Source organism: Cohaesibacter marisflavi (assembly GCF_963665895.2).
In the GTDB taxonomy this organism is placed as follows: Bacteria; Pseudomonadota; Alphaproteobacteria; order Rhizobiales; family Cohaesibacteraceae; genus Cohaesibacter; species Cohaesibacter marisflavi.
The window spans coordinates 1,690,707-1,710,550 of sequence record NZ_OY762534.1 but is presented as its reverse complement, the minus strand read 5'-3'; the positions used below and the strand labels follow the sequence as shown (position 1 = coordinate 1,710,550).

The following is a 19,844-nucleotide window of genomic DNA, read 5'->3' as shown; positions in this document are numbered from 1 at the left end:
GCAGCTTTGGGAAGGGCACTTTTGCAAACTTTACAAGATTACTGTGGATTAAACTTTCGTGCAATGCAGCCATGATGCAAGTGCATAATGTTGTGCAATCATTGACAAATTTGTAACGATACATTCAGGGAAAATGCGCAACTCTCCATGAAACCTGCGTAATTGCCTTTATTCATCGCTATGGCTGTTGGCCAGTTCAAACGGCACAAATTGGCGGAAGTGCGGATTGACGATCAAGCGTCGATCAACTGGCGGCGCGGCGCGCTGATGGCACTTTTGGCGCTCGCAAATGCGGCAGGAAACACCGATTTCAGTGATGCCGGCATCACTCTTGAGATTGAGCCCATCGGAATAGATGACTTCATCTGCATAAGAGAGCTCACAACCAAGCCCAATCGCATATCTGCGCACGGGGGCATGATAGCCAGAGCCAAGCTTGGTGATGCTGGTTGCAACACATAGATAGCGGATTCCGTCAGGCATTTCAGCCACTTGCACCAGAAAACGCCCTGGAGCCTCGAACGCTTCATGCACATTCCAAAGCGGACAAGCGCCGCCAAAACGGGCAAACTGGAAACGTGTTGCCGAGTGGCGTTTGGTAACATTGCCCGCCCTGTCCACGCGCAGAAAATAGAAGGGAACCCCCCGTGCTCCGGGCCGCTGCATGGAAGAAAGCCTATGGCATATCTGTTCTTGCGAAGCGCCAAAATGGTGGCGCATGCGGTCTATGTCATGCCGCGTTTCGCGCGCAACCTCAAGGAACCTCTGATAGGGTAGGCAGAGTGCGCCCGCAAAATAGTTGGCCAGCCCGAGGCGAGCGATCGCTTCTGCAGCATCGCTGCGCAGGTTGGCCTTGCTGACGCGAGCGTCGATCAGATCCCTATATTCCATGATTGCGATCTGATGCGCCAGCAGGAAGGAGAGGGACGCGGAATCCAGTGATCCATTGAGATTGAGAATACGGTTTTCTTCGTCAAAACGGCGCAGAGTCTGGTCATTTGCGGGGTTTTCAGTCAGGCGCACGCGCACAGCATGGCGATCTTCCAGATAGGCCTGAAACTGACTTAACCGGTTGCCCTCAAGCAGGCCATGCCTGCGTGCTAGGTCTTCTGCTGCCAGATCGAGTTCATCGATATAGTTGTCGTGATAGTGAAAATAGTCTCTTACTTCTTCATAGGGCAAAATCGCCCGATCAGCCCCTTCGTATGACTGTGCAGTGAGCGCATCATCCATTACCATAAGGCGTTCGTTGGCGCGTCTATGGGCTTGATGCAGCGTCAAAAAGGCCTGTGTGAGCCAGGGAGAGTTTGATGTCGCCATCTTCAATTCCTGCAGACCAGGATTGGTGTCGCGGAACAAAGGCTCTGCCAGGGCCTCCTTGAGGTCTGCGAGTACGCGATTTGTGTCCGCTGAGGCGAAGTCGTTGAGGGAAAGATTGAAATTGTGGCTGAGCGAGAGCAGTACAGGAGCGGTTAAAGGCCTCTGGTTATTCTCGATCTGGTTCAGATAAGATGTTGAAATGCCGATGCGTTCGGCAAATGTTGCCTGTGTCAGGCCATGGCTTTCGCGCAAGGTTCGCACTTTTGGACCAACGAATAGTTTTTCAGCCATGACGCTCTCTCTGTGTTTGCAAGATTTGCAATTTGCAAAAAAATGTTTGCAAAAACATTCGCAAATTTACTCAATAGAATCAAGCCTTTCATTGACAAACTTGCGTATCTCCATTCAAATGCCATCCAGTCACTGGCCTTTCGGCTAGGAGTCGGAGGAAAATCTCAATAAAATCAATCCCTTTTGGTCTGGAGTAAAAGGGTGGCGAAAAAGAATTCCGGTGACTAAGGCGTCTTTTTCGGAGTGAAGTTGTCAAAATTGGGCAATATTACTCATTTGCGGGGCAAGATGTGTTTCGGCAGGGAGGCCAAACCATCTCGACCAAGCCCCAAGGTAGATTTCCTCTGTATTCATTGGCAATAGGGCCAGTGTCGGCAAAGCGATTCAATTCTCAAGGACCGACACAAGGGGGAGAGATTATGCTGCTGCTCGACGATATTGGAGGCGAGGTGCGTCGCGGATTGGGACATTCAGCCGAACAGGGCTCTGTCACATACCGCACTGTCGTCTTAGCCGAACCGCATCCTATCTTTACAGAATGCCTGCTGAACATGCTGGGTATCAAACGTGAATATACTCCGGTGCTGGATTGTGCGGGGCTTGAACAGCTTCTCAGTGCAGCTCCGGATAGAGAAGACACCTTGCTGGTGCTCAATCTGGACGCCACAAGCAGCCGCGGCTCTGCCGCTTTGAATGATGTTCGCAAAGCTTACAAGCACGCGCGCCTCGTTCTGATTTGCGACCACACAGATGATGGTCTGGCCCATTATGCTCTGGGCAACGGCGCTGACTGGGTCATCTACAAGACGGCCTCGGTTTCAGAGCTTCGTTCCATTTCCAAGCGTATCAAGTCCGGGATTTCGGATGAATATATCGTGGCGGAAAGCGAAGAAGTGCTCGAACGTTCCGGTCTCTATTCCAAGCTAGCCAATCTGACGCCCAAACAGATGACCATTCTGCGTTATCTGCGTGATGGCCTGCTTAACAAGCAGATCGCCTATGAATTGGGGCTGACAGAGGCGACCGTCAAACATCATATTTCTTTGATCCTCAAAAAACTCAACTGCTATCGTCGAACGCAAGCCGTCGCGATTGCCAATCGCATGATGTAAAGACGCAAGTAAAGAGCGCCTTTTCTTGGTTGAGTCGATGTAGATATCTGAATATATAAGTTTGTTTCCAAAAACGGGGTGTACTTAGTACGCCCCGTTTTTTGTGAATCTGGTATTTTGAACGTATTTGATACAAAAATGAACAATTGCCCAAACTTCATTCAGTATTATTGATGGGTCTGACGGGCTTTGCGAGGTTAAATTTACGATTCAGAAACGTGGAAAAGTCAAATTATGATCAAAACAGATAAACAGTGGGGATCATTATGAAACTTCTTCCAAAACGACTATCGTTAAAAATACCTATAATCTTATTTTCTTCAATAACGATGACGGTTGCTGTTTTAGTTGTGCTTGCGATGTGGAAGGGGGAATCCACATCTGTAAGATTGACCGAAACGGCTCTTATGAATGCTGCAAAGGGGCGCGCTAGTACTGTCACAGTCTATATGTCTCAGCTGGAAAACAAGCTAAAAGACATGGCTTCGCACACAACGACTGCTGATGCTGCAACTGAACTGAACGGCGGCTGGAGTGTTCTTAAGGAAAACGCTTCCAAGACATTGCGTCAGATCTTCATCGACAACAATCCCAACAGTGCTGACGAGCGCTATAAGCTTGCCGCCGGGGTAGATGGCTCGATCTACTACAATAAAATTCATGGCAAGCATCAGGAGCGGGTCAGCGCGCTGCTTGCCGGAGATCTGTTTCGTGACATGATCCTCGTGAACAAGGAGGGGAATGTTTATTACAGTTACCGTAAGGGCAAAGAGTTTGGCCGGAACGTGAGCGAAGCCGGTGTCATGCCCGCTATTCTGGAAAAGCAGATTGCTCCGATCATCAAACTTGCCAATGACGATCCGAAAGCCACCTATGGCGGTGATAGCTTTACCGGGTTTATCGAAGCTGACGGACGTGTGACCGCCTATATGGTTGCTCCGGTGCTCAAATGGGGCAAGATCCTCGGGGCGGTCGCATTTGAGGTCAATACGGGTACGCTGGCCAATATTATGTCCGATCCATCCGGACTTGGACGTACGGGCTCAATCGCGCTCGTTTCCTCTGATCTTCAGGCAATCAGTCTTAGCCAGAATACGGTTTCGGAGTTGCCACAGTCGCTTTCCAGCGTCGCTTCACAGGCGCTCAACGGTTCGGTCTCTTCTGGGGATGTGGTGTTGGATGGCGAAGAGGATCGTGCGATTGCGGTGCCGATGACTGTGCTTGGCACCAAGTGGGTTGTGATCGCCAAACAGAGCTATGAAGAGCTGTTGGCGCCATCGCGCGAGCAAGCCAATACGATGCTTATGGCCGGTTTGGTGCTGCTGCTTCTTATGGGCGGCGCTGGGTTGCTCTTTGTCCGTTCGTCCATGGCTCCTCTTCAGAAGCTCAATGGGGGCGTTATGGAAATCGCCAAAGGCAATTATGAAGTGGATCTGCCCAACGTCAATCATGGTGATGAGATCAGCGAACTGACCCATTCTGTTGAGATTCTGCGTGATAGCGCACTTGAGCGGCGTCAGTTGCAACAGCAAAGCGAGGTGGAACAAGATGCCCGTGCCAAGCGCCAGCGGGCCATTGAAGATCTGATCAATGCCTTCAGAGCGTCGTCTTCGCAAATGCTCAATGAAGTGTCCGCCAATATGGACAGCATGCATCAAACCGCCGAGGTACTCGCTGAAATCGCCGACCAGACGGCGGTCAAGGCAAATAGCTCTGCGTCGGCTTCCGAGGTGGCGTCGGGCAATGTGCAGACGGTCGCCTCTGCCGCCGAAGAGCTTTCTGCTTCCATTGAAGAGATTAAGCGTCAGGTAACCGAGACCTCCGGTGTCGTCAATAAGGCAACAGATGCCACCCGCCATACCACGGAAACAGTTTCCGGCCTGTCTCATGCTGCCCAGAAGATCGGCGATGTGGTCTCTCTGATTCAGGCGATTGCCGAACAGACAAATCTCCTGGCCCTCAATGCAACCATCGAAGCGGCACGTGCCGGTGAGCACGGACGTGGATTCGCAGTGGTCGCAGCCGAGGTTAAGGAACTCGCAAACCAGACGTCCAAGGCAACCGAGGAGATCGGTAGCCAGATACAGGATATTCAGGCATCCACGCAGGAGGCGGTGCAGGCTATTCAGGGCATCGCCGAAACGATGGAACAGGTGAACCAGTATACGGCGAGTATCTCCCAGGCCGTGGAAGAGCAGGGCAGCGCGACCTACGAAATCAGTGAGAATGTTGCACAGGCTGCGAGTGGTACCCAGCAGGTCGCTGGCAATATGTCTGACTTGTCTCTCTCCATTTCGGAGACGACTCAGTCTGTCGGACAAGTCGAGGTGAGTGCCCAGTCAGTGGCTGATCAGACTGATCAACTCAGAAGCGAAGTGGACCGCTTCCTGAAAAGTGTTGCTGAAGCATAAAAATCTCGCTTGAGACCGAATAAACTTACGGTTGGGTAAAACTAAGAATGCACAAAACGGGGCCAAAACGAGCCCCGTTTTTCTTTTTTGTTTCTTTGGGGTTTATCGTTTGCCCAAGGGAATGGGTTATGAATGAGCAAAAACTGCGAAATTTACCAGCCTAATGAAATTTTGTTTTATTTTAGAGTGTGTACAAAAGTTTTCCCGCAAAGATTGTCTAAATTTCCTAGAGTTTACCAATAAATAAGTTTGATGCCCAAAACTCTCAGACAGATATTTCGGAGGTTTAAGGGATAACATGCAGATACTGCCCAAGCGTCTCGCAACCAAAATTCCCGCAATCATGGTTGTTTCGGTAACGATCCTCGTTGCCTTGTTCGTCTTTGTCGCTTCTTGGATGGGAGGGGAAACCTCCAAGAAACTTACGGAAAATGCACTTCTGAACGCTGCGCGAGGGAAAACCAGCACAGTGGAAGTCTATTTCCAGCAGATACAGGAGAAGATGGCTTCCCTGTTGACGCATACCACCACACAAAATGCTGCGACCGAAATGCAGAGTGGTTGGAAAACGCTAGGCGACACTGCGTCTGCCGAAATGCGCAAGATCTTCATCGAAGACAATCCCAACTCCGCCAAGGAACGGTACAAATACATTCCAAGTGAGGAAAACTTCAATCGTTACCTCACCGCGCATTCCAAGTATCAGGAAAGTGTCGGGCAGTTGCTTGAGGGCGACATCTTCAAGGACATGATGATCTTCGATAAGTTCGGAGACATGTATTATTCTTACCTGAAGACGGATGAGTATGGCAAAAACATCAAGGCAAAAGGTGCTTTCCAGCCCAAGCTCGCCGAGGCTATTAATCCGATCCTGAAGTCTGCGATGGAAGATCCTAAGAAAGTCATCAGAGGTTTCAATTTCACTGGCTTCATTCTGAATAATGGTGAGATCTCTGGCTATCTGGTCGGGCCGGCATCGAAATGGGGGCTTACCCTTGGTGCTGTGGCTCTGGAAATTGACACCAGCCGGTTCTCAACCATTCTGAGCGACAGAAGTGGCTTGGGTGAATCGGGTGGGGTGGAACTCGTTTCCTCCGATATGGAGCAAGTTGACTTTGCTCAACACTCTACTGGTCAGCTTTCCGGCACTCAGAGCGCGTTGGTCGCCAAAACCCTCGCGGGTGCAGTGGCAACCGGTGATGTGGATGTGAATGGCAAAAAGACCCTGGCCATCTCTGTGCCGGTTGATGTGTTCGGCAAGCATTGGGCTGTTTATACCCACCAGTCTTATGATGAGCTCATGGAACCTGCCAACAATCTGACGAACAGTTTGCTTGTTCTTGGTATTGTCAGCCTGTTGTTGATGGCCGGTCTCGTTGTCTGGTTTATCCGCCGCTCTCTGGCACCGCTTCAGCAGCTTAATCAGGGTGTGATGGAAATCGCCAATCAGAATCTGGATGTTGAATTGCCAAGCGCAGAGCGTAAGGATGAAATCGGCGAATTGACCCGGTCTGTCGAAGTGTTGCGCAGCAACGCTCTTGAAAGACGACAGTTGCAGGAACAGTCTCATCAGGAACAGATCGCTCGTGAAAATCGTCAAAAAGCGATTGAAACGATGATCGATGGCTTCAGAAGCTCTTCCTCAGATCTGCTGAATACCGTCTCTGGCAACATGGAAAACATGCAGCGGGCTGCAAAGATCTTGTCTGATGTGGCAGATCAGACCGCTGACAAGGCCAACAGCTCGGCGTCTGCATCCGAAATAGCTTCCGGCAATGTTCAGACCGTTGCCTCTGCTGCTGAAGAGCTATCTGCTTCGATCGAGGAAATTAAACGTCAGGTGGATGAAACCTCTCAAGTGGTTCATCAGGCAACAGCCGCCACTCGTGAGACCACCGAGACGGTTTCCGGTCTTTCCCATTCAGCCCAGAAGATCGGAGATGTTGTCTCCCTCATTCAGGCGATTGCCGAACAGACCAATCTGTTGGCTCTGAACGCTACCATCGAGGCCGCACGAGCCGGTGAACATGGCAAGGGCTTTGCCGTTGTTGCTGCCGAGGTCAAGGAACTGGCGAACCAGACGTCCAAGGCAACCGAGGAAATCTCTTCCCAGATCCAGGGCATTCAGGCCGCAACCGATCAGGCTGTGTCTGCCATTCAGGGCATCGCCGACACCATGGAGAAGGTCAACGAATATACATCGACCATCTCCTTGGCTGTCGACGAGCAGGGCAGCGCTACCTATGAGATCAGCCGCAACGTGGCTCAGGCTGCAAGCGGAACCCAGCAGGTGGCTGGTAATATGTCTGACCTGTCAGTTTCCATTACACAGACTACGCAATCGGTCGATGAAGTTGAGAAGAGTTCCTCCGACGTCGCTCAACGCACCGACCAGCTTCGCAACGAAGTTGATAGCTTCCTGAAGAATGTTGCAAGCGCTTGAGTGCATGCCTCCAAATCAAGACAATCAGCAGGGCCCTTATGGGGCCCTGTTTTGTTTTGTGGCTGAGGGTACGCTTTTCTTTGGGCATACAGGGTGTTGCTCCATTCCCCTCTTGTCGTGGCTGGAGAAATGAGCTAAACCGGAACTATGTTGATATTTGCTGCACAAAATTCTGGTTGGTGGTGGCAGACGCGATAACGGCGGCTGACCCCTGAACTATGTGTATCAAAATTGGGAACAAGCCGTCGGTTTTCCGGCGGCTTTTGTGTATCCGATTAGCTTTGCACAGGACCCGCCCGAAAGAAGGCGGAATGAGCAACCAACAGGTCGAGGTTTTGGCGACACGCAAGAGCCCTGACAGTGAGGAACAAGATGAGCAAAGAGACTTTATACCCTGGCAATGCCGATATCGATTTCATACCCGACGAAGATTATATAACCGAAGGCGGCATAGAGATTGTCCGCCAGGCTGGCCAGGATGATTTTGCAACGGCCATGAGCGCCTGCCTTGAACAACTGGACAGTCAGCGCGGCGCGGTGCTTTCATCAAACTATGAATATCCCGGACGCTACACCCGTTGGGAGCTTGGTTTTGTCAATCCACCGCTTGTTGTTACTGCGCGTGGCCGGACCATGGCCATCGAGGCGCTGAATGATCGTGGTGTGGTGCTTATTCCTGCCATTCACAAGCAACTCAAGGACCTCTTCATTCTCAAGAGCTATGAAGCCGATGACACGAGCATTCGTCTCGAAGTGAAGGAACCCGAAGGGTCTTTCACTGAAGAAGAACGAAGCCGCGTGCCGAGCGTCTTTTCTGTTGTGCGTGAGATCGTCGGCCTGTTCAAATCCGGGCAGGACAGCACATTGGGGCTTTATGGAGCCTTCGGCTATGACCTTGCCTTCCAGTTTGATGCAATCGAGCTTCAGCTTGAGCGCCCTGATGATCAACGCGACATGGTGCTCTATCTGCCAGACGAAATCATCGTCAACGACCTCTATGCGCAGGAAACCACCCGCTATCGCTATGACTTCGCCTATGAAGGCAACACAACCGAGGGCATGGAGCGCGTGCCCAATGTCGAGCCCTTCAAGCCATCGGATGTGACGCCCCCAGCGGGTGACCACAAAAAGGGTGAATATGCCGGCATCGTGCGTCAGGCTGTCGACTATTTCAAACGCGGTGATCTGTTTGAGTGTGTGCCCGGCCAGACTTTCTACGAGACGGTAAAAAGCAAGCCATCAGCCATCTCCAAGCGTCTGCAACAGGTCAACCCGTCTCCTTATGGCTTCTTCATCAACCTGGGCCAGCAGGAATATCTGATCGGCGCCAGCCCGGAAATGTTTGTCAAGGTCAGCAATGGCGACCTTGTCGAAACTTGCCCGATTTCCGGCACCATCAAGCGTGGTGCCGATCCGATTGAAGATAGCGCGCAGATCCTCAAGCTACTCAACTCCAAGAAGGACGAGAGCGAGCTGACCATGTGCTCCGACGTAGACCGCAACGACAAGAGCCGCGTTTGCATTCCCGGTTCTGTCCGCGTCAAAGGCCGTCGCCAGATTGAGCTATATTCGCGTCTGATTCACACGGTGGACCATATCGAAGGACGCCTGAGGGAAGGGCTCGACGCAATGGACGCCTTTTTGTCCCATGCATGGGCCGTAACCGTTACCGGTGCTCCCAAGCTGTGGGCTATGGAATTCATCGAGAAACACGAGAAATCTCCGCGTGCCTGGTATGGCGGCGCGATTGGCGCTATCGGCTTTGATGGCAATATGAACACCGGTCTGACTCTGCGGACCATTCGCATCAAGAATGGCATTGCTGAAGTGCGGGCAGGGGCAACACTGCTGTTTGATTCCGACCCGGAAGCAGAAGAAGCCGAAACTGAATTGAAAGCCTCCGCCCTGCGTGCAGCAGTGCGCGAAGCGGCCAATCCGGAAATTCTGGCGGAAAGTGCAGAGGTCAAAAAGCCGGGCGAGGGGCTCAAGATCCTTCTGGTCGACCATCAGGACAGCTTTGTTCATACCCTTGCGAACTATTTCCGCCAGACCGGCGCAGAAGTGCTCACCGTGCGGACGCCCGTTGCTGATGAAATCTTCGACAGGGTCAACCCTGATCTCATGGTCATGTCTCCGGGGCCGGGCTCGCCTGAGCATTTCAACACCAAGGCAACCATTGCCAAGGCGCGCGAGCGTGGCATTGCCATCTTTGGCGTTTGTTTGGGGCTGCAGGCGCTCGCAGAAGCCTTTGGTGGCTCTCTGAGACAGTTGGGCGTGCCTATGCATGGCAAACCCTCTCGCATTCGCCTGCGGAAGGGGCGCCTCTTCAAGGGGTTGCCAAAACAAGTGGTGGTTGGACGTTATCATTCACTCTTTGCCGATCCTGTAACACTGCCGAAAGACTTCGAAATTACGGCCGATACAGAGGATGGTGTGATCATGGCAATTGAACATACGTCCGAGCCGATCAGCGCAGTGCAGTTCCATCCAGAATCCATCATGACTCTGGGCGGAAAGGCCGGGATGACAATCATTGAAAATGTCATCGCAAGCGTTAAAGCCAAAAAGAAATAGATCTTGAATGGTCTGGCAAGGGGTGGGAGGTCTCTCACCCCTTTGATATATCTCCTATCCCAAAACTCTACGTCAGCACTCTTGCCAGCACCCCAGACAAGAGATGAGACAGAAATTTGTGACTGCTGCAGTTTTCGAAAATCTTGTTATACTGTTTCTCTACTAAGTATTTTGATGGCAGCATCACATAGGGCTCCAATGCCCCAAAACCTTTGCGCAAATCGGAGCGAGATTATGGCTGTAACCGGAACAATCGCAGCGACCCGAAACGCTCTGATGAGCGGGAAAAACTCTTCTGTGGAATTGGTCAGCGAAGCTCTCGCCGAAATCGAGAATGATGCAGGAGAGGGGCACGCGATCTTCGTTCGCACCTTTAAGAATACCGCTATCACGCAGGCCGCAGCGTGCGATGCCATGCGCAAGATGGGCGTGCCACAAGGGCCTCTGGCGGGCATTCCGATTTCTGTCAAGGATCTCTTCGATGTACAAGGTGCACCAACAACCGCCGGGTCGGCAGTGCTTGCGGAAATGGCAGAACCTGCCCGGCGTGATGCGATTGTCATTGAACGTTTGAGAGCTGCTGGTGCCATCTTTCTGGGTCATACCAATATGACCGAGTTTGCCTATTCAGGTCTGGGTCTCAATCCGCATTTTGGCACTCCGCTCAATGTATGGGACAAAGAAGTGGGGCGCGTGCCCGGGGGCTCCTCGTCGGGCGCTGCGCTATCTGTTGCGAACAATATGGCGGTCGCGGCTATCGGCAGTGATACCGGTGGCTCTGTGCGCATACCATCCGCTTTCAACCGTCTGTATGGCTTCAAGCCAACCACCGGCAGGCAGCCGATGACAGGAGTCTTTCCCCTGTCTTCTTCGCTCGACACGGTAGGACCGCTCGCTCGATCCATGAATTGCTGCCGCATCATTGACCATGTCATGGCCGGGGCCCCTGTCCCGGAGCCAAACTTGCGCTCGATGGTTGGGTTGCGGTTCGGTATTCTGGAGACCATCGCTCTGGACGGGCTGGACATGGAAGTTGCTGGTGCCTTTGTGCGGGCGCTTGAAGCGCTTTCAAAAGGCGGCGCACGGCTGGAGCGGATAAAAATAGATGCCCTCGAGAATTTTAACGAGATTGCCCGATTGGGTAGCCTGGCTGGACCGGAAGCCTATCATCTCCATCGTGATCTCATCGCCGCTAAAGGTGACCAAATGGATCCTCGCGTAAGGATCCGTATAGAAAACGGTGCGAACATTTCTGCGTCAGACTATATCGAAATGCTGACTCTACAAAAGGAGATGATTGAGAAGGCACATCTGGCGACGCGCAATTATGATGTCATTCTCATGCCAACGGTGGCAATGGTGCCACCCGAACTCGCCCCGCTTGAGGAGTCCGATGCCCTTTACGCCGAGGCCAATGTCAAAGTATTGCGGAATACCGCGCTGGTGAATGTTCTTGGCCGGCCAGCGGCAACCATTCCCGTTGGCGATGTCGATGCAGCCCCTGTCGGGCTCATGATTGTGGGCGAAAAAGGTGCTGATGCCATGGTTTTGGATATCGCTGAGTCCATTGATCTCTGCGTCAATTCGGTTTCTTCCTGATTCATCGATTGGCTACACGTCAAGGTAAAATGCATTAATTTGAAATATGAAGAAATTCGTATAAAAAGCGCGAATAAAAGTTCGTTTTTATACAAATAAATTTTTGCTCTGAGATTGGCGTTTTCCTGCATGTTTCCCCGTCTGGTAGGATAGCGCACAGTAAAATCAGGATAAATTCGTTCGTCGATGGTTTTTTGCCGTAAGATTCATTGAAATATACAGGGATGTACAAAATTAATTTTGAGATCTACCTTGTGGTGTAAACGTTTTCCAATATCCACAGATATGTAGGTCTGCAGCGATTGAAATATTTTACTCATCGGACCGTATTTTGCGTTTTTTTCGCGTAGAATCAGAGTCTTCTGCGAAATTTCATTGTTACTTTTGCGTATATTCCTTGTTTGGTAGTGATTTGTCTAAAAGTGTACATATCCAAAAGTCTTAAAGGTCACTCTGTATCTATTGATCCAAATAGGTAAATTCTATACCGATAGTTTTAAATTCACTATGTGAGCATCCCCATGATGGACGAAACCGATAGAAGGCTGTTGGCGCTCCTTCAGAAGGATGGCCGAAGGGCAAGCGCTGATCTTGCGAAAGTGATCGGGTTGTCGGTCTCCGCGACCAATGATCGGGTTCGCAAGCTTATCGATTCCGGCGCAGTCAGGTCGATAGAGGCCATTGTTGAACCATCGACGGTTGGCTTTGGCGTCACTGCTTTCATATATGTGGATTTGGACTACGGATGTAGTGAAGAAGAGTTTGTTTCTGAAGTGACCGCAATCGATAAGGTGCTCGAGGTTCATCACGTGACAGGAACGCATTCCTATCTGCTCAAGGTGCGCGAACGCACAAATCAGGAGCTGAATGCATTCATGGCGACCCAGTTGAAACGGTTGCCGGGCGTGAAAAGAACCGAGACGCTGATTTCATTGGAGACACTGAAAGAGACGTTGAGTTTGCCCTTCTAGGGGTTGCGTTTTTTTGATGCGGCAATAGTACCCTGGAATGTGGCAAATCGAGCGGACAGAGAATGATAGCGACCAGTCCCCCACACGAAGTGTCGCGGCTATAAAAGCAACATTCTCTGTACGTGGGCCTTCGGGCCACTGCGGGTCTTTTGATCTGCATTTGGTCGTCGTTGTCCCCCGCAACGACGACCATTCTCGCAGTCGCGCATCCCCCAATGCGCAATTGCATTGCGCTCTGCGCAAGGTTTGAGGCAGCCTCTAGTGGCTGCCTCTTTTTTTATTGTCAGTTTAAATTGGTTATCCGCCTGACTTGGCGGCTCAGGACTTGTCAAGCATCGCTTGCAGCGCATGATAGGAGGCTTTCGGGGTACGCTTGTAGCTGTCGAAATCGACATGAACGAGTCCGAAGCGCTTGTCATATCCCAATGCCCATTCAAAATTGTCCATCAAGGACCATACGAAGTAAGCCTTGAGCGGCACACCATTTTCAATTGCACTAAGTGCCTGCTTGAAATGGGCATCCAGAAAGGCGATGCGCTCCTGGTCGTCAACAGATCCATTCACCAGCTTATCATTGTTGGCCATGCCATTTTCCGTAATGGCCAGAGGCAGATCGCCCGTATAGGTGTCCTTGATCCAATTGAGAAGATAGCCGAGACCTTCCGGATAGACTTCCCAGTCCATCTCTGTGCGCGGAAGAGGGCCCTTGTTGCCAATCATCTCTGGCAGGCCGGCGCCGTCTTCAGTCTCTCCGGCAGAGACGAGATTACGCGTATAATAGTTGATGCCGAGCCAATCGAGCGGTGCCTTGATGGATTCCATATCCTGCTGCCAGCCTTCTGGCAGGTGCGGTTCGAGATAGGCCAGCACATCGTCGGGATAGGCACCCTTGAACAGGCCTCCAAGGAACCAGCGATTATATATGCCTTCGGTCAGTTTGGCCGCCGTTTTGGAGGCGTGGCTTTCGTCAAACGGGCTGACATGCTCAAAGTTGAGAACGATGCCCAGATCCTTCTGCCCCAGAGCACGTAAAGCGGCGAGGGCCTTGCCATGGGCAACGGGTACAAGATGGGCTGCCCGGCTGACTGCACGTATGTCGCGTAGTCCGGGAGCATGGGCACCATGATAGTGGCTATACCAAGTGACGCACCAGGGCTCATTGAAGGTAACCACGCTGGAGAGCCGGTCGCCGAGGCGTTTGACCACGATTTCGGCATAGTCGGCAAACAGGTCGGTTACATCCCTGTTACGCCAGCCGCCAATGTCGGAAAGCGCATTAGGTAGCTCCCAGTGATACAGCGTCAAGTTTGGCTGTAGACCGCGTTCAAGCATGCCGTCCACCAGCTTGTCATAAAAATCGAGCCCTTCCTCATTCACCTGCCCACGGCCTTCCGGGAGAATGCGGGCCCAAGAGGTGGAGAAGCGGTAGGCTGAAACGCCCAGTTGCTGCATCAGGTCCAGATCACCGTCCCAGCGGTGATAATGGTCGCACGCCTTTGAGCCATTTTCATAGCGGACAACATTGCCCGGAGCTGCGGCGAAGCTGTCCCAATGGCAGGGGCCGCAGCCACCAAAGGCGCTGCCTTCAATCTGATAGGCCGAGGTGGAGGTGCCGAAGGTGAAGTCTTCGGGAAAGTCAGACCGTTTGACAGTAAAATGCGGCTGTCTTGGTAATGCTGGCATGAAGAAATCCCATAAGGTTGCTTGAGCCGGGGAGCGGGCTCATCAGGTAAAAGCGGTGTGGTTGTTGGGTGCACTTCTGTCAGACGCGGCGCGGGCCGGTGGATTGACCTACCACCAGATCCGTTTCCCAGAGTTCCTGCACCGGTGGCTTGTCCGGATTGTCAATCTGGTCGAGAAGAATCTCGGCCAATCGTCGTCCGGCATTCATGATGGAAGACCGTACCGACGTGAATAGAGGCACACCGGGATATTGCAGGAAGGACAGCTCATCGTCAAAAGTGACGACGGAGAGATCCTTGCCAATCTGCAGGCCGCATTCCTGAGCCGCACGCACAACGCCGAGCGCAGTCAGAACTGAAGAGGTGACGAGACCTGTAGGAGCATTTTCCCTTTGGAGCAGAGACTTGGTGACGTCGTATCCATAAGGCTCGATCATGTCGGAAGAGAAAATGAGGCCAGAGTCCACCTCAATGCCACGCTGGGTGAGAGCGGCTTCATAGCCAAGCCGTCTGCGATAGGCAAAATCCATCTCTTCAATACCATTGAGCAGAGCAATCCGCTCATGGCCGAGATCGAGCAGGAAGTTGGTCGCGCGTTTGAAGCTGCTACGGTTGTTCACATCGAGCCAGGAATAGTCGATATTGCTTTCTTCGGTGCGGCCATGCACCACGAAGGGTAATTGGAGACTTTGCAATAGCCCGATGCGCGGGTCTTCTTTATATGGGCCGTGGACGATAACGCCATCCACGCGCTTGGAGCGTGCCAGCTCGCGATAGCATTTTTCCTGCTCATCATAAGGCACAACAGAAATCAGCATTTCAAAGCCAAACTTGGCGTAGGTTGATCCCGCGCCGGCGATAAAGTCGGAGAAATGCGGGTTGATCATGGAATGCTGCGGGCTTTGGGGTACGACATGTGCGACTGCATGGGACTTGCCCATGGCAAGGCGCTTGGCCGAGTAGGAGGGATGATAATTATATTTACGAGCCGCTTCGATGACGCGCGCACGCGTTTTCTCTCCAACCTCGGGATACCCGTTAAGGGCCCGACTGACCGTGGTTTGAGACAGGTTTAGTTTGTTGGAAAGTTCCTTAAGATTCACAGTCGTCACCTCGAACTCAAGCTACCTACAGTCGATAGTATGAGCTTATTCAACTTTATGCGCTTGCCCAGCCTGTGCTACGATAGGCCGAGGCTGGTCCTCCGCAAGCCAAAGCCCTTTGAAAATTTGACAGCATCTTAGGCACAAACCGGTTGAAACCGCAATCCTGTTGTCAAACATTGCGGCATTTTTTACAATCACATGCCCAAAGAGCACGCTTGAAAGTGTAGAAAAACCGCCGGATTTTACCGGTTTGCATTAAATTCATCCTTGACTCTTGTATGCAACCAAAGCATGCTCAGCTCATTCAAAGCGCTTTGGATAAAGCGCAACTTTTGTTTAATAACGATAGGGTGTCGTGTGCGAAGTCGGCATTCTTGGGAGGTTCGCAAATGTTGAAAAAACTTATGCTCGGTGCAGCCCTTGCCGCTCTCTCTGTTGGGAGCCTTCAGGCCGCAGAGCTGAAATTCAAGCCAGGGGAAGACGCGAAGTTCAACTGGGCTTCTTATGAGGAATTCAAAAAGAATGTAGACCTGAGCGGCGAATCCATGACCATTTCCGGTCCGTGGCTCGGTGTCGACAAAGACCTTTTCATGAGCGTCGTTGCTTATTTTGAAGAAGCAACTGGCGTTAAAGTGCAGTATGCTGGCTCAGACTCTTTCGAGCAGCAGATCGTGATTGACACGGGCGCTGGCTCTGCACCAAACGTTGCAGTTTTTCCGCAGCCCGGTCTGGCCGCTGATCTCGCAAGCAAAGGCTATCTGACTCCGCTTGGTGATGAAACGCGCGACTGGCTTGCTGAGAATTACGCAGCTGGTGAATCCTGGGTTGATCTGGGTAGCTACCAAGATAAAGACGGCGAATCCAAATTCTTTGCTTTCCCATACAAGGCCGACGTGAAATCACTGGTCTGGTATATCCCTGAAAACTTCGATGATGCTGGCTACGAAGTGCCGGAGACCATGGAAGACCTCAAGGCGCTGACAGAACAAATCGTGGAAGATGGTGGCACTCCGTGGTGCATCGGTCTTGGTTCTGGCGCTGCGACCGGTTGGCCTGCAACCGACTGGGTGGAAGACCTGATGCTGCGCACCGCTAGCCCGACCACCTACGACAAATGGGTCTCCAACGACATTCCGTTTGATGATCCTGCTGTCGTCAATGCCATTGAAGAATTTGGCTGGTTCGCTCGCAATGATGATTTCGTTGATGGTGGAGCAGGGGCCGTTGCTACGACCGACTTCCGCGATAGCCCGAAAGGTCTCTTTGCTTCCCCGCCGAAATGCTACATGCATAAACAGGCTTCCTTCATTCCTTCCTTCTTCCCTGAAGGGACGCAGTTGGGTGTCGATGCCGACTTCTTCTACTTCCCGGCCTATTCTGACAAGGATCTGGGGACACCGGTGCTCGGTGCTGGCACGATGTTCGCCATCACCAAGGACTCCAAAGCAGCTGAAGCGTTCATCGATTTCCTGAAAACGCCAATCGCGCACGAAATCTGGATGGCTCAGTCCGGTCTGTTGACCGCATTTAAAGGTGTTAATCTCGATGCCTATGCCAACGACTCCATGCACAAACAGGGTGAGATTTTGCTCAACGCAACGACCTTCCGCTTTGATGCATCTGATCTGATGCCAGGTAAAATCGGCGCTGGTTCCTTCTGGACCGGTATGGTCGATTACACCGGTGGTAAAGACGCCAAAGAGGTTGCCGGCGAAATCCAGAAATCCTGGGATGCTCTGAAATAAGTGTGCAGAGACATCTTCCATCAACACGCCGGTTCCCGTTTTTCGGGGGCCGGTAAACTATAGGCGATCGTTCCTGTTTCATTTGCCGAGTGCTGTGAAAGGTCGATCGTGACTTAAATCGAATTCTAAAATGCTTCGATCAGGCTAAGTCAGGCCTTAAGGAGAATGTCTGGGGCCTCGCTTCATGTGGCAATCGCGTTTCGGAACCTTTTGCGGTTTCAAGACGTTGTCCCGAAGAGTGGCTGTTCTAGCCGTCTTGTTGACGTTTCCAAGCAAATATCGGCAAGGGTCGTGAAACTCAAACCAAAGAACCGGGGAATGGTAGCCTCCACGCAGACGGGCGCAACGATCCGTACGTACCTTCTATCAATTTCCGGGCAATATTAAGGTGGAGCGTGACTAAATGGAGCAATTAGCATCGGCACTGGGGACCGTTATCGTCGGGGTCCTTGCGTGCGTGGCGTATTTTTATGGCTCGAACTGGCTCCTGGATCGTGTCTTTCCAGCAAATGCAGCGTCTGCCGAAAAGGGCATCAAGAATCTTCAGATCGCTCATGCTGTCCGTCCATGGCTGTTTCTTGGTCCGGCACTGCTGACATTGGGCCTTTATCTTGTCTATCCCGCCCTCGATTCTGTGCGACTGTCCTTTTACAATAGCGACAGCACCCAGTTTGTCGGTTTGGACAATTATGTGTGGCTGTGGTTTGACGACGGGTTCCGTCAGTCCATGTTCAACAACATGCTCTGGCTTATTTTTGTGCCGGCCATGTCGACTTTCTTCGGCCTTGTGATCGCGGCGCTGACCGACCGGATCTGGTGGGGCAATATCGCCAAGTCACTGATCTTCATGCCAATGGCCATTTCCTTCATCGGCGCGTCTATCATCTGGAAATTCGTCTACGAATATCGCGGTGAAGGCTCCGCCCAGATTGGTATTCTCAACGCCATTGTTGAGGCCTTGGGGGGCGATCCTCAGGCGTGGATCACAATTCCCTTCTGGAACAACTTCTTCCTGATGATCATTCTAGTCTGGATTCAGACCGGCTTTGCCATGGTCATCCTGTCTGCGGCCCTGCGCGGCATCCCAGAAGAAACGATCGAAGCAGCAACGATTGATGGCGCCAATGGCGTGCAGATCTTTTTCCTGATCATGGTCCCTCAGATCTGGAAAACAATCGCCGTTGTCTGGACGACCATCACAATCACCGTGCTCAAGGTCTTCGATATCGTGTTCGCGATGACAAACGGGCAATGGGATACGCAGGTGCTCGCCAACTATATGTATGACTGGATGTTCCGCGGTGGCGGCGATTTCGGTCGCGGTGCCACAATCGCAGTCATCATCATGTTGCTCGTCGTTCCGATCATGATCTGGAACATTCGTTCAGCTACTAGAGATTCCAAAGGGCACTAGAAATGATCTCAGGATCCAAAACAAAATCGCCCTTGATGTGGGTAGTTCATCTGTCCGTCCTCATGCTGGTTCTTCTATGGACCTTACCGACAATCGGCCTTTTCGTTTCCTCTATCAGGGACAAGGACCAATTGGCGGTTTCTGGCTGGTGGACAGCGCTATTTTCTTCCGAACAGAATGTGATAGGACGGTCCGTTGACCCTGAAGATCAGGTGTTCAAGGATGGCCTTTATGTTCTGCAAGGCAATGTCCTTGAGCAGGATGAAAACTCGGGCACGATCAAGGCCTTTGGCTGGCGTGCTCAGGAGCCTGCTGCGTTCAAGGTCGGTGAAACGGCTGACATGCGACGGGATCGCAAGATGACCGTTGAAAGTGATGGCAGCTATACCATCACTCAGCCGGAGGAATGGACCGGAAAACGTGGTAAGCGCATTTTCTACACCATCGAGACTCCTCCCATTTTTACACTCGATAACTATCGAGAGGTTCTGACAGCCGAGGGGATTGGCCAATCCTTTGTCAACTCCTTGACGGTGACCATTCCTTCTACGGTCATCCCGATCCTGATCGCCGCTTTTGCTTCTTATGCTTTGGCATGGATGCATTTTCCCGGTCGAGCGGTGTTGATCGCGGTGGTTGTCGGCTTACTTGTCGTCCCTCTCCAGATGTCGCTCATACCATTGTTGCGGCTCTATAACGGTGTAGGATCATTCTTCGGCGTACCCGCAAAGACATATCTGGGCATATGGCTTGCGCATACAGGCTTCGGCTTGCCGTTGGCAGTCTATCTGTTGCGTAACTATATCTCGGAATTACCAAGAGAAATCATCGAGTCAGCCCGTGTCGACGGAGCCAGCCATTTTGACATCTTCGTCAAGATCATTCTGCCTCTGTCCTTCCCGGCGCTCGCCTCCTTTGCGATCTTCCAGTTCTTGTGGGTCTGGAACGATTTGCTCGTGGCCATGGTGTTCCTTGGCAACACGGAGGATCAGTTGGTGCTGACTGGACGCCTGCGCGAAATGCTGGGCTCTCGCGGCGGCAACTGGGAAATTCTCACGGCATCCGCTTTCATAACGATCATCGTTCCACTGGGCGTCTTCTTCACGTTGCAGCGCTATCTGGTGCGTGGTCTGCTGGCCGGTTCGGTCAAGGGCGGTTAAGTCGGAACCATAAAGC

At 52.0% G+C, this 19,844-nt stretch carries 12 protein-coding genes; 9 read left to right on the top strand and 3 right to left on the bottom strand.

Annotation, left to right across the window (positions count from 1 at the left end; translation table 11 throughout):
* Nucleotides 1-168 precede the first annotated feature (168 nt).
* Nucleotides 169-1,611, bottom strand: a complete 1,443-nt coding sequence (locus tag ACKPCT_RS08975; protein WP_090068244.1) for a helix-turn-helix domain-containing protein — start codon at nt 1,609-1,611, stop codon at nt 169-171.
* 419 nt (nt 1,612-2,030) lie between these two features.
* Here ACKPCT_RS08975 and ACKPCT_RS08970 point away from each other — a divergent pair, with 419 nt between their 5' ends.
* The 6 genes from ACKPCT_RS08970 to ACKPCT_RS08945 all read left to right on the top strand — a co-directional run bounded on the left by ACKPCT_RS08970 (nt 2,031) and on the right by ACKPCT_RS08945 (nt 12,721).
* The gene (locus ACKPCT_RS08970; RefSeq protein WP_090068246.1) at nt 2,031-2,723 is read left to right on the top strand and encodes a response regulator transcription factor; all 693 of its coding nucleotides are present in this window, start codon (nt 2,031-2,033) and stop codon (nt 2,721-2,723) included.
* 479 nt (nt 2,724-3,202) lie between these two features.
* Nucleotides 3,203-5,134 carry a methyl-accepting chemotaxis protein gene (locus ACKPCT_RS08965; protein WP_319569014.1) on the top strand — a complete coding sequence of 644 codons (1,932 nt, stop codon included), beginning with the start codon at nt 3,203-3,205 and terminating at the stop codon, nt 5,132-5,134.
* Between the two features lie 298 nt (nt 5,135-5,432).
* Nucleotides 5,433-7,577, top strand: a complete 2,145-nt coding sequence (locus tag ACKPCT_RS08960; protein WP_319569013.1) for a methyl-accepting chemotaxis protein — start codon at nt 5,433-5,435, stop codon at nt 7,575-7,577.
* A 372-nt stretch (nt 7,578-7,949) separates the two neighbouring features.
* Complete coding sequence (locus ACKPCT_RS08955; protein ID WP_319569012.1) at nt 7,950-10,151, top strand: anthranilate synthase; 2,202 nt, start codon at nt 7,950-7,952, stop codon at nt 10,149-10,151.
* Between the two features lie 234 nt (nt 10,152-10,385).
* Nucleotides 10,386-11,750, top strand: coding sequence for an amidase (locus tag ACKPCT_RS08950; RefSeq protein WP_319569011.1), 1,365 nt, complete (start codon nt 10,386-10,388; stop codon nt 11,748-11,750).
* 521 nt (nt 11,751-12,271) lie between these two features.
* Nucleotides 12,272-12,721 carry an Lrp/AsnC family transcriptional regulator gene (locus tag ACKPCT_RS08945; protein ID WP_090068256.1) on the top strand — a complete coding sequence of 150 codons (450 nt, stop codon included), beginning with the start codon at nt 12,272-12,274 and terminating at the stop codon, nt 12,719-12,721.
* Nucleotides 12,722-13,039: 318 nt separating this feature from the next.
* On the opposite strand, the gene ACKPCT_RS08940 is transcribed toward ACKPCT_RS08945, so the two are convergent.
* Nucleotides 13,040-14,404, bottom strand: coding sequence for a GH1 family beta-glucosidase (locus ACKPCT_RS08940; RefSeq protein ID WP_319569010.1), 1,365 nt, complete (start codon nt 14,402-14,404; stop codon nt 13,040-13,042).
* Nucleotides 14,405-14,483: 79 nt separating this feature from the next.
* Nucleotides 14,484-15,506, bottom strand: coding sequence for a LacI family DNA-binding transcriptional regulator (locus tag ACKPCT_RS08935; protein WP_090068259.1), 1,023 nt, complete (start codon nt 15,504-15,506; stop codon nt 14,484-14,486).
* 392 nt (nt 15,507-15,898) lie between these two features.
* On the opposite strand from ACKPCT_RS08935, the gene ACKPCT_RS08930 reads away from it, so the two are divergent.
* The 3 genes from ACKPCT_RS08930 to ACKPCT_RS08920 all read left to right on the top strand — a co-directional run bounded on the left by ACKPCT_RS08930 (nt 15,899) and on the right by ACKPCT_RS08920 (nt 19,828).
* On the top strand, nt 15,899-17,254 hold the full coding sequence (locus ACKPCT_RS08930; RefSeq protein ID WP_090068261.1) for an ABC transporter substrate-binding protein: 1,356 nt from the start codon (nt 15,899-15,901) through the stop codon (nt 17,252-17,254).
* 403 nt (nt 17,255-17,657) lie between these two features.
* Entirely contained in the window at nt 17,658-18,668 is a 1,011-nt protein-coding gene (locus ACKPCT_RS08925; protein WP_090068263.1) for a carbohydrate ABC transporter permease, read from the top strand.
* 2 nt (nt 18,669-18,670) lie between these two features.
* Nucleotides 18,671-19,828: a carbohydrate ABC transporter permease gene (locus ACKPCT_RS08920; protein WP_319569009.1), complete on the top strand. Its 1,158-nt coding sequence runs from the start codon at nt 18,671-18,673 to the stop codon at nt 19,826-19,828.
* The last annotated feature ends 16 nt before the right edge of the window (nt 19,829-19,844 follow it).